Below are 11,391 nucleotides of genomic sequence, written 5' to 3'. Positions count from 1 at the left end.
CCCCACCCGGAGCACGTCACGATGCGCATACGAATCGCTGTCCAGGCCACCCTGACCGCCGTCGGCCTCATCCTGCTGTCCCCGGCCGTGGCGCACGCCCACGGCGACACCGTGAAGGTGGTGGTCACCGGGCAGCGGGAAGGCCACGTCACCGCGGACGTCACCTGGGAGAACGACGGCGACGCCGTCGAAGAGGCGGTCGCCGCCACCGTGAACGCGGTCAGCGCCGACGGCGCCCGCACGCTGGGGCCCTGGCGGCTGGTGCTCGATCCCGCCGCGAGGCCGGCCGGCTGGACCACGGCCGAGTCCCTGCCGCCCGGTGCCTGGAAGGTCAGCGTGGACGTGGGCTTCCCCGCCCTCGGGCACGGCGAGCTGGAAGTCGGCGTACCGGTGGTGGACCCGGCCCCGGCCACCGGCACCCCGGGTCCCCGCCCCGCCGCCCCGTCGCCCGCGCCGACCGGGACGCAGGCGCAGACCCCGACGCCGACACCTGCGGCGGCCTCCGAGGCGCCAGCGGAACCCGGCACGGGTCACGCCGTCCGGTGGACGACGGCGGGAGTGGCGGCAACGGCCCTGGCCGGGGCTGCCGTCGGCATCTTCCTACGCCGCAGGCGGGCGCGCGGCTAGGACGGTGGGCACACAGAACGTGCACGGGTCGAGGCCGAGCCTGGCGATGGCTTCGGCTTCGGCTTTGGGCACTGCCGTCCGTCCGTTCTAGCGGCCGCTGACCTGGCCGTCCTCCTGCGGCCGGTGCGCTGCCCGACGGCGAGGCGAGACGATCGTGGGCTCACCGCACCGGGTCCATCGCGCGGGTTCCTCGCCGCCGCGGCGCCCGGCGCAGCCGAGGTGCGCCCCGCCCGGTCTGGGTACGCCAACTTTGCTGATTCCAAAACTGGTTGACGGACGCACGCACGCATACGATCAGCGGCATGACACCAGTGATCGCCCCGTTGCCGGGCGGTATGCCCGCCCAGCTCGGAGGTCACCGGATCCTGGGAGTGCTCGGGGCCGGCGGCATGGGGACGGTATACCTCGCCTGCCGCCGGGGGCGTCCGGTCGCCCTCAAGACCATCCGGCCCGAACTCTTCCGCGACGAGGACCTGCGCGAGCGCTTCACCCGCGAGGCCACCGCCGCGGCGGCGGTCCGCAGCCCCTTCGTCGCCAACGTGATCGGCTCCTCGACCGCCGAGCAAGTGCCTTGGATAGCTGCCGAGTTCGTCCCCGGTGCGACCCTCGCCGCCGCCGTACGGCGGCACGGACCCCTGCCCGCGCCCGCCGTGCGCCTCCTTGGCGGGGCGCTCGGCCGGGCCCTGACGGCCCTGGGCGCGGCCGGGGTCGTGCACCGCGATCTGAAGCCGTCGAACGTCATCCTTGGCGCCGACCGCCCCCGCGTCGTCGACTTCGGCATCGCCCGGGTGACCGGCGACGCCACCTTGACCGCGACCGGGCAGCGCCCCGGAACGCCCGGCTACATGTCGCCCGAACAGGTGGTGAAGGGTCCCCTCGGACCGCCGAGCGACGTCTTCTGTCTCGGCGCGCTGCTCGTCTTCGCGCTGACCGGCCGGCACGCCTTCTACGACGGAGACCCGGTCCACTCGGACTTCCGCATCGCCTACGAGGCCCCCGACCTCACCGACGTTCCGGCCGAGCTGACGCCCGTGATCCGCGGCTGCCTCGAAAAGCAGCCGGAAGACCGGCCCGCCGCCGCGGAGGTGGCTGCGGAACTCGACCCGCAAGGCGCCGCCCTGCGCGCCGCCGCCCGCTGGCTGCCACCCACGGTGCTCGCCGACGCCGCCGAGATAGCAGGGGCCGCAGCCGCCCTGGGCGCCGGCCCTCGGCTGCCGACCCGGCGCAGGGTGCTCACCGGCGCCGGGGCCGCCGTACTTCTCGCGGCGACCGGTGCCACCGCCCTGCGCACCCTCCAGGAGGACGACGGCCCCGGCCGCACCCCCGCCCCCCGCTGGAGCGGCCCGCCCGGCACGGTGCCGGGGCCCCTGTGGTCGTACGACGGCGCCGCGGCGCAGTCGGCCTTCGGGCCGGTCGACGTCGACGGCCGGGTGTGCTTCGCCGACGGCGGCGGCGAGCTCCTCCTCCACGATCCGGTCTCGGGCGAACGGCGCTGGCGCGGACCGGTGGTGCGCGACCTCTTCGGCGGCCGCCGACCCGTCGCCCTGGACCCGGTCGGCACCCTGCTGTTCCTGGACCCCGGCAGCGGTACGGTCCGCCACCGCGCGCGCGACGGGGTGACCGGGCTGCTCGCCGCCGACAAGGACCAGGTGTACGTCCTCGACGCCGACGGCCGCCTGGCCGCGCTCAAGCTGGCGGACGGCGCGGTGCGCTGGCGCGTGCCCGTCCCGGTGTCGGGCACGGTTCTCTCGGCAGCCGCCGGGTACGGGCGGCTGCTCCTGGCCTCCGCCGCCGACGGGGTGGTGGCCCTGTCCGCCGCCGACGGCGGCCCCGTTTGGCGGCGGCCCGCCGGCACCGACGGCTCACGGACGGCCCTGTCCGCGAGCGGAGTGCTGCTTGGCGGGGCCGGAGACCGGACGCTGACCTGCCTGGACCGGAGGCGCGGCGAACAGCTGTGGACCCTGCCCGCGGACGACAGCGCGGGCTTCGGCGTGCCCACGCCGGCCGGCGACAACGTGTACGTCGCCGACGGCCGCCAGCTCCGGAGCATCGACGTGAAGACCGGAGCCCCCGCCTGGACCGTGCTGGGCACCGAGGAACTGGCCCGGGATCACGCTCCGTTGGTGGCGGGATCCGCGATCTTCGCGCCGCTGCGGAGGTCCGAGCTCGGCATCCTCGTGGTGCACGGCGGGCGGGCAGCCGAACAGTACGTGTTCGCACCGGCCCCGGCCGGGGAGGTCCGAGCCGACGTTCCCTGGCGGGGAGCGGTCGCCGGAGGCAGCGTCATCTGGCAACGCGGCAGCGCCGTCCGCGCCCTGCCGGGCATGTGACCGGCCCCGGGCGGAGCCACGAGGTGAGGGGGGAACGCATGGGGGGCGGACATCTGGGGGAGGGCTTACACCCCGAGGACCCGCGGTCGGCCGGGCCGTACCGGCTGCTGGCCCGTTGGCCCGGCCCCGGGCCGGTGCCGCCGCGGGGCGGCATGTACGTCGGCCGCGACCGGAACCACGGGCACGCCGTAGTGTGCCTGCTGCCCCCGGCCGCGTACCGGGCGGCCGAGACACTGAGCCTCGGGCCCGTGCCGGGAGTGCCGGCCGTACTGGACCTGAACACCGGGACCGAGCCCGCGTGGGTGGCCCTCGTACACACCCCTGCCGTGTCCCTCTCCGACGTGGGGCGGCGGCCCGGAACGGAGTCCGGGATCCTGCCCCTGGAACAGTCGGTGCGGCTCGCCGCGGAGATCGCCGACACCCTGGCCGCCCTGCACGCCCGGGGCATCAGCTACGGCGCGGTGGCACCCGACGGCATCTGGCTCACCACGGGCCGCCCGCTGCTGATGGCCATGCACGCCTGCCGCATGCCGTCCCCGCGCTGGCCTCACGAACCGGGCCGGCGGCAGGGGCAAGGGCCACTACCCCACGCAGCGCCTGGGCGGCCCGAACCTCACAGCCGGATGTCGACCGTGCCCGCCGCCTTCATGGCTCCGGAGGTAGCCGCGGGGCGGCCCACCTCCATCGCTGCCGACGTGTACTCCCTGGCGGTGCTGCTGCTCCACACGGCCACCGGGCGGCTGCCGTTCGGGGACGGTCCGCCGCCCGTGCTGGCCTACCGCGCCCTCCACAACCGGCCCGAACTGCCCGACCTGCCGGGAGAGCTGGGCGAGGTGGTGGCCGCGGCGCTGGCCGTCTCCCCGACCGACCGCCCCACCGCCGTAGAGCTGTGCCGGACGCTGATCCCCGGCGGGCAGGACGCGGAGCGGACACCGGACCCGCTGCCCGGCCGGGTCGTCGCCGCACTGGCCGTACGCACGCAGGCGATCGCCGACCTGGAGATCACCGATGCGGATGCCGATGCGGACGGGGACAGGCATGCGGACGACCGGGCCCCGGCGGACGCCGATGCGCACGAGCCGCCGCACCCCGCTACCCAGGCGGCGACGCCCCCGCCCCCCGGCCCGGCTCCGGCCCCGACCACCCCCGACGCGGCCGCCCGGCTCACCCGCCGCCGGGTCCTGTCCGGCCTGCTGACCGGCGCGGCGGGCGCGGCCCTCGGGGTCTCCGGGACCCTCGCCTGGTCCGCCCTGACCCGCGAGGACAGCCGCACCGGGCCGTCCGCGGCAGGGGGCGGTTCCGGTACGGGCCCCCGCGTGCCCGGCATGCCGCCGGCCGCCCTGTGGCGCCTGGACGATCCGACGGCCCGCACCCGGCTGCTCCCGGTGAGCAGCGCCGACCATTGCCTGATGACGCGCGGCGACGTCCTGTACGGGCACGACCTGCGCACCGGCAAGGAGGTGTGGCACCTGCCCTCCGGCGGCAACACCCCGCCCGTACAAGTGCCCGGCGACCGCTTCCTGACGGCCACGCGCGAGGGGCTGTCGCTCTGCTCGATACGCGACGGCCGTACCCAGTGGCTCCAGCGCAACGAGCAGCTCGCGAAGGTGCTCGCCGCCGACGGCGCCACCGCGTGGCTGCTCATGGGGGACGGGAGTCCGACGGGCGGATACCTGCTGGCGGCGTTCGACCTGGACCACCGCACGGAGCTGTGGCGCACCCCGCTGCCGAGCGGATTCGGCAACGCGCAACTCGCCACCACCGTCGGCCCCGAGACGGTCGTCGTGGAGGTGCAGGTACCCCAGCAGATGTTCCGAGATGTCACGGCCGTCCGGACCCTCGCGATCGCGGGCTTCGAGCGGAGCAGCGGACGCATGCTCTGGAACCGCTCCTATCCCGGCGTGCACGCCGGCCCGGCCTCCGTGGTGGACCCGGCGGGCGGTGGGCGGCTGTTCCTGCTCTCCGGTGGCCGCGCCCACGCCTACGACCTGAAGACCAACACCCGGCTGTGGGAGTCGCAGGCCCTGGTCGCCGGGACCAACGCTCCGCCCTTCTTCAGCGGCGGCACCCTGTACCTGGCCGACGACGGCACGGGCCCCATCGTCGCCGTCGACCCGGACACCGGCCGGACGCTGTGGGACCAGACGCTCACCGAGAACCTGGCGTGGAACATGCTCGGGAGCATGACCGCGAGCGCCTCCGGACGCACCCTCTACCTCGCGACCCTGCACCAGGTCACCGCTACCGGGATTCCCTCGGGCAACCGGCTGTGGCAGACCGGGCTCGCAGGGGTGGAGGCCCGGGAGCCGTTCCAACTCGCCACGGTCCCCAGGACCCTGCTCGTCGCCCGGCCGTCCGCCGTCGTCGCCCTCCCGACGGACTGACCCGGCGCCCCCTCACACGCCCGCCGACGCACGCACAGGTACGCACCGCACGCACACGTACGACCGCCGCCCCGAAGGAGTCCACCGGTCATGTCCACGCTCCTGCCCCTGCTGCCCGACGATCCCGACCGGCTCGGGGAGTACACCCTCCTCGGCCGACTGGGCGGCGGCGGCATGGGGACCGTCTTCCTGGCCCGCACCGCCGGTGGCCGCCTGGCCGCGGTCAAGACCGTCCGGTCCGAACTGCGGGACCAGCCCGGCTACCGCCAGCGGCTGACGCTGGAGGCCGAGGCCGCGCGCGCCCTGGGAGCGGAGCACACCGCGGCCTTCCTCGGCGCCGACCCCGGCACGGCGTTGCCCTGGCTGGCCACGGCGTACCTCATCGGGCCCTCGCTGACCGAGGCGGTGACGGCCGGGGGGCCACTGCCCGAACCGGTCGTCCGCGGTCTCGGCTCCGCACTCGCCGCCGCCCTCGCCACCCTGCACCGTGCCGGTCTCGTCCACCGGGACGTCAAACCGTCGAACGTACTGATCACCGCGCAGGGCCCTCGCCTCATCGACTTCGGACTCGCCCAGGCCCCGGGCAGCCCCCGCCTCACGCAGGCCGGGGGACTCGCGGGCACACCGGCGTACATGTCACCGGAGCAGGCGCGCGGGGGGCCACCCGGCCCGGAAGGCGACGTGTTCGCCCTCGCGGCGGTCCTGTTGTTCGCCGCGGCCGGGCACGGACCCTACGACGCCCGCGGCCGGCAGAGCACCCTCGAACTGCTGCGGGACGGCGCCGACCCCGACCTGACGGGTCTGCCGGACGGGCTGCGCGAGACGCTCACCGCCTGCCTGTCGCCAGAGCCGGGCGACCGGCCCTCCCCCGGCCGACTGGCCCGCAAGTGGGGGCCGTTCGACCCCGACGAGTTCGCCGAGCTGCTGCCGCAGGCACTCCTCGCCGATCTGTCCCGCCGGATCGGGGAGCTCGCCACCGTCGCCACTGCCCCGCTGCGCGCCCCCGCCCCGCGCCGCGCGTTCTCCCGGCGCACCCTGATCGCGGGCTCGGCGGCCGCCGCGCTCACCGCCGCGGGCGGCGCCTCGGCTCTCTGGGCCACGGGCAACCTCCCCGGCTCGGGCACCGGTTCGGGCCCCGCTGACCGTACCGCGGCGCCCGGCGCCAGCCGGTCCTCCCGCCCGCCCGGCACTCCTCCGGCCCCGCTGTGGTCGGTCCCGTCCCCGTTCTCCGCCGCGTCGGCCGTCGCGTCCGACGAGGTCCTGATCCACACGAGCGACGTCCTGCGCGGCATCTCGACCGCCGACGGTCGGATCCTGTGGGAGACCCAGACCGCCAAGGTCGACGTGGCCGTGGTGGGAGACCGCCTCGTGGGCTTCGTCTTCGACGACGACGGCAACGCGAGCGCGGGATACCTGGACCCGCGCACCGGCCACCTCGCCGCCGACGCGGCCAACCCGGCCGTCCTGGGCGACCTCACCCAGACCACGCAGCTCCTGGCCGCGGACGCCGAATGCCTCTACCTCAGGGCGTACTTCAGATCCAACGACCGGCAACAGGAGGAGCAGGCGTGGCTGCTCTCCTACGAGCTGAACGCCCGGAAACTGCGCTGGCGCACGCGCATCGAGGGCGCCGTCCTGGACTCGCTCGGCTCCCTCATGATGTCGTCGGTCATCTCCGGCGGCCGGCTGATCTGCTCGGATCCCGCACGCGTCTTCGCCGTGGACCTCCGCGACGGCCGCGTGTTGTGGGCCTGCCGGGTCCGCACCGACCAGGAGGCGACGTCGCCGGACCAGTCGGGAGTCATCAACCCTCCGGTCGTCTCGGACCGCCACGTCCTCGACTTCGAGGAGCGGATCACGGCGGTGGACCTGGTGACGGGCGCCGTGGCCTGGAGGCTGGAGCCGGAGGGCACGAAACTGCTGAGCGCACCCGTCTGCGTGAACGGCACCGTGTACGCCGCGGACGGGGCGCTCCAGGCCTTCGACGAGTCGACCGGGAAGAAGGTGTGGACCCACGACCCGGGCGCGTACGTATCCATGCTGGCGCCTCCCGCGCCGTTCCGCGGGGAGCTCTACGCGGCGGTCGTCGGCGACGGTCAGGCGGTCGTCGCGGTGGACGTCGCGGCTCGCCGGACAGCGTGGACGCTCGCCGCGGGCGCCGTGAACATGCCCGAGGGCCCGACGATGATCGTCCAGCGCGGCAACCGGCTCTACCCCCATACCGTCGACCGCATCGCGGCCGTACCGCTCGATTGACGTCCCTCGCGACCCCGGCCGGCCGTGGCCCGGATCAGACGCGGAAGCTGGCGTACACCACGCAGCACAGCGTGAGTGTCGCACCAGCCGAACCGAAGGCCGTGAAGACACCGAACCGCAAAGAGCTCCGCAAACGCCGGATCCTGCCCGTGATCTCCCGCAAGGGCTGCCCGAACATCAAGGACATGGGCAAGCTCCGCTACGTCGTCGAGCAGACCTTCGCCTTGCTCCACCAGTTCCGCTGGGAACGCCGCACCGAACTCCACGACGCCTTCGTCTCCCTGGCCTGCAGCCTCATTTGCTGGAGACGCCTCAAGAAGGCCCGCTCATGATCGTGTTACGAGCTCCTACGGACACTCGGCGTTTGTTCAGATACGCCGAGCCGGCGTCATGATCTCGCCGACCAGGTGCGCGCCATAATTCGTACGCGGTAGCTACATGGACACATCAGGCAGTGTCAGCCCTCGCCTCAAACTCCAACGGCAGGCCCAGTTCCGTCTCGAGAGTGAAGACGGAGTCCATCAAAGACCGCAGTCACCGGGCATGATGTGGGCGTAGGTCTGGTGGGTGATCCGGGGATCACGATGGCCCAACCATTCGGCCATGTCCGTGATCGGCACCCCTTTCGACAGGCCAGCAGAAGCGAAGAAGTGCCGCAGCCAGTGTGGAGTAATCAGCCTGGTGATACCCGCGGCCTTCTTGGCATTCCGCCAGAGCCGGTCCACCAATGAATACATCAAGATGTTGGTGCGCCCGATGTTGGCGAACAGGTAGTCCCCCTCCATTCGATTCAAGGTCTCGGCCGAGGTCCATCATCAGCGGCCTGCACGACACCGGGGTCCCGCTCCGTTGTCCTGGGCTGCGCGGGCCTTCTTCACCCAGCTCCGCAGGGACTCCGAGCTGATCCCGAGTTCCCGGGCGACCTCGGTCACCGTCCGGCCCGACGACCGCACGAGCTCGATCGCGTCCCGCTTGTACTCGTCCGAGTACCGCTTCGTGTACTTGCTTCCCACCTGGCACTACTTCCTCTGGAACCTCAGATCCCAGTCTCCAGGTGTCCACGATCAAGGGGAAGCTTCACTGTTCACGTGAACGAAGCCGGCCTGCCGGGGGGCGACTCCCCCGCCGGCACCGGCTTCGCGGTCGCCCAGTTGCCCGGTCGCCGAGTAGCCGGGTTCAACTCGCGGGTGCGGTCGCCGTGCTGGAGCGTACGACGAGGCGCGGTTCGACCGGCTGCGGCTCGGGCAAGGATCCCGGGGCCTCGATCTGGCGGAGGAGATGGGTCACGGCCAGGGCGCCCATGTGCCGGAACGGCTGGGCGATGGTGGTGAGGGAGGGCGAGCAGTACTCGGCGAGCTCGATGTCGTCGAATCCGACCACCGAGATGTCGTCCGGTACGCGCCGCCCGGCCTCGTGCAGGGCCCTGATCACCCCGAAGGCCATCTCGTCGCTCGCGACGAAGACGGCGGTGACGTCCGGGATCCGTGCGAGTACCAGGCCGTTGCGGTATCCCGAGGCGGGTGACCAGTCTCCCTCCAGTGGTGGCGGGACGGCGCGGCCCGCGTCTTCGAGGGCGGATTGCCAGCCCTCGCGGCGGTTCGCCGCCTCCAGCCACTCCGCGGGGCCCGCGATGTGCCACACCGTCCCGTGTCCGAGGTCCAGCAGGTGTTGGGTGGCGATGCGGGCGGCCCGGGTCTGGTCGATGGCGAGGACCTCGGTCGCGTCGGTGCGCGAGCCGTCGATGGTGACGGTGGGGGTGGATCGGGTGAGCTGCTCGATCCTGCTGCTGGTGTGGATGAGGGGCACCGACAGGATGATCCCCTCGACGTCCTGGTCGGCGAGCCGGGACAGGGCGCTCTCGATGGCGAAGGTGTCCAGCGAGGTGGTGGTGGCGGTGCTGACGGCGTAGCCGGCCGCTTGGGCGGCGCTCTCGATGCCGGAGGTGACGGCGGCCCGGGAGTAGAAGCTCGTCTGGAGGGTCACGACGCCGATGGCCCGGCTCCGGCCCGACGACAGCATGCGGGCGGCGTTGTTGCGGCGGTAACCGAGCTGTTCGACCGCCGCCAGGACCTTCGCACGGGTCCTCTCCTGAACGTTGGGGTGCCCGGCGAGCGCACGGGAGACGGTCTGCGCGGACACTCCGGCGGCCCGGGCCACGTCCGCCATGCCCGGGGGGCGCGCCGCGCTGTCGGTGTCACCGTGCTTGTCCATGGGATCCCCTCCTGCCGTCCGAGGGACCCATGATATCGCCCCACATTGTCGTTCACGTGCTGTTTCCCCGGCCGGAACGCTCACGTGTGACGACTATTGGCATCGATAACATTCTCTGCCATAGTTTCGGCCATCGAGCACGACGGCCGGGCGGCATCGACGCTGCTCCGTCAACCATGCGGCCCCGCAGGGGTGCGCCCGTTTGCCCCGTTGTGGCACTCAGGAGGAGCTGTGAAGCACAATTTCACCCGTATTGCTGGAGCGGTGGGCGCCGTCACGCTCACCCTCGCGGCCGCCGGCTGCTCCGAAGCGGGCACCGGGTCCGACTCAGCCTCCGAAATGGCATCGATAACATTCTGGGGATGGACTCCGGGATACGAGGACGCGGTCGCCTCGTTCAACGCCGCCCATCCGAACATCGAGGTCACGTACCAGACGGTGCAGCCCGGGGCCAAGGGCGGCTACCAGAAGATGCTGAACGCCGTGAAGGCGGGCAACGCGCCCTGTCTGGCGCAGGTGGGGTACGAGACGATGCCCAGCTTCGCCGCCCAGGGCGCCCTGCAGGACGTGTCGAAGCACGTCGGTTCCGCCGGGTCCGAGTACCAGAAGGCCGCTTGGGGCTCGGTGAGCCTCGGCGGTGCCGTCTACGGGGCGCCGGTGGACACCGGTCCCATGGCCCTCTTCTACAACAAGAAGCTGTTCGACTCGCTCGGTCTGCAGCCCCCGGCCACCTGGGCCGAGTACCGGGCCGCGGCGGAGAAGATCCACGCCTCCGACCCGAAGCGTTTCGTCTCCTCGCCCTACATGGACTACGACTACGCCGGCCTCGCCTGGCAGGCGGGGGCGGACTGGTTCGCCGCGGACAAGGACGCCTGGAAAGTGGACATGGCCTCCGCGGACAACAAGAAGGTCGCGGACTACTGGCAGGGCCTCGCCGGCGACGGCCTGATCAGCAGCGCCCCCATGTACGACCAGGCGTGGTATACGGGGCTGGGCGACGGGAACATCGCCACGGTCGTGGGGGCGGTGTGGCAGGCGGGAGTCATCAAGGGCGGCGCCAAGGCGGGGGAGGGGCAGTGGGCCGTCGCTCCCATGCCGCAGTGGGAGAAGGGCGACACGAAGGTCGGCAACGCCGGCGGATCGGCCACGGCCGTGCTCAAGGGGTGCAAGAACTCCGCGGCCGCCTGGGAGTTCGCCCACTGGCTGGGAACCGACAAGGACGCCTTCGGCGCGCTGGTCGAGAAGGCCTCCCTCTATCCCGCCGCGAACGATCTGCTGAAGCTGCCGCAGCTGAAGGCCGACCCCTACTTCGGCGGACAGCAGATCTACGACGTGTTCGCGGCGGCCGCACCCGACGTCCATCCCGGATGGACCTGGGGCCCGTTGATGACCTCCACGGTCGCGGACCTCAACGACGGGCTCGGCAAGGCGTGGACCGGTAAGGGAACCATCGCGGAGGCGCTGAGCCACGCGCAGGATTCCACCCAGACCGAGATGCGCAAGCAGGGCCTGACGGTCGCCCCGTAGCCCTCCCGCCGGGGCGGGGTGCTCCTCGGCCCCACCCATGGCACCGGCAAGCGCAC

8 protein-coding genes and 1 pseudogene are annotated in these 11,391 nt (G+C 72.9%); 6 read left to right on the top strand and 3 right to left on the bottom strand.

Annotation, left to right across the window (positions count from 1 at the left end; genetic code table 11):
• The 5 genes and pseudogenes from OTB20_RS37575 to OTB20_RS37555 form a co-directional block, all read left to right on the top strand.
• Positions 1–627: pseudogene (locus OTB20_RS37575) on the top strand (hypothetical protein); the annotation flags it as partial.
• Between the two features lie 302 nt (positions 628–929).
• Positions 930–2,957, top strand: a complete 2,028-nt coding sequence (locus OTB20_RS37570) for a protein kinase domain-containing protein (RefSeq protein ID WP_267824432.1) — start codon at positions 930–932, stop codon at positions 2,955–2,957.
• A 248-nt stretch (positions 2,958–3,205) separates the two neighbouring features.
• Positions 3,206–5,341, top strand: a complete 2,136-nt coding sequence (locus tag OTB20_RS37565) for a PQQ-binding-like beta-propeller repeat protein (RefSeq protein ID WP_267824431.1) — start codon at positions 3,206–3,208, stop codon at positions 5,339–5,341.
• Between the two features lie 90 nt (positions 5,342–5,431).
• A complete protein-coding gene (locus OTB20_RS37560; RefSeq protein WP_267824430.1) occupies positions 5,432–7,597 on the top strand; it encodes a protein kinase domain-containing protein in 2,166 nt (721 codons plus the stop codon).
• Between the two features lie 71 nt (positions 7,598–7,668).
• Positions 7,669–7,929, top strand: a complete 261-nt coding sequence (locus OTB20_RS37555; RefSeq protein WP_267824429.1) for a hypothetical protein — start codon at positions 7,669–7,671, stop codon at positions 7,927–7,929.
• A 189-nt stretch (positions 7,930–8,118) separates the two neighbouring features.
• On the opposite strand, the gene OTB20_RS37550 is transcribed toward OTB20_RS37555, so the two are convergent.
• The 3 genes from OTB20_RS37550 to OTB20_RS37540 all read right to left on the bottom strand — a co-directional run bounded on the left by OTB20_RS37550 (position 8,119) and on the right by OTB20_RS37540 (position 9,808).
• Entirely contained in the window at positions 8,119–8,391 is a 273-nt protein-coding gene (locus OTB20_RS37550) for a tyrosine-type recombinase/integrase (protein WP_324290466.1), read from the bottom strand.
• A gap of 21 nt (positions 8,392–8,412) precedes the next feature.
• Positions 8,413–8,610: a transposase gene (locus OTB20_RS37545; RefSeq protein WP_267824427.1), complete on the bottom strand. Its 198-nt coding sequence runs from the start codon at positions 8,608–8,610 to the stop codon at positions 8,413–8,415.
• Positions 8,611–8,773: 163 nt separating this feature from the next.
• Complete coding sequence (locus tag OTB20_RS37540; protein ID WP_267824426.1) at positions 8,774–9,808, bottom strand: LacI family DNA-binding transcriptional regulator; 1,035 nt, start codon at positions 9,806–9,808, stop codon at positions 8,774–8,776.
• Positions 9,809–10,039: 231 nt separating this feature from the next.
• Here OTB20_RS37540 and OTB20_RS37535 point away from each other — a divergent pair, with 231 nt between their 5' ends.
• Positions 10,040–11,335 (top strand): ABC transporter substrate-binding protein, encoded by a 1,296-nt coding sequence (locus tag OTB20_RS37535; RefSeq protein WP_267824425.1) that lies wholly within the window; start codon positions 10,040–10,042, stop codon positions 11,333–11,335.
• The last annotated feature ends 56 nt before the right edge of the window (positions 11,336–11,391 follow it).

The sequence above is a fragment of the Streptomyces sp. H27-H1 genome, assembly GCF_026627445.1.
Classification (GTDB): Bacteria; Actinomycetota; Actinomycetes; order Streptomycetales; family Streptomycetaceae; genus Streptomyces.
The sequence above is the reverse complement of the archived record's forward strand: the minus strand, read 5'-3'. Positions and strand labels throughout refer to the sequence as shown.

Bases quoted from the DNA above. Each gene is read 5' to 3' on its own strand.
- OTB20_RS37570 (WP_267824432.1), top strand. From the start codon at position 930: ATGACACCAGTGATCGCCCCGTTGCCGGGCGGTATGCCCGCCCAGCTC.
- OTB20_RS37560 (WP_267824430.1), top strand. From the start codon at position 5,432: ATGTCCACGCTCCTGCCCCTGCTGCCCGACGATCCCGACCGGCTCGGG.
- OTB20_RS37540 (WP_267824426.1), bottom strand. From the start codon at position 9,808: ATGGACAAGCACGGTGACACCGACAGCGCGGCGCGCCCCCCGGGCATG.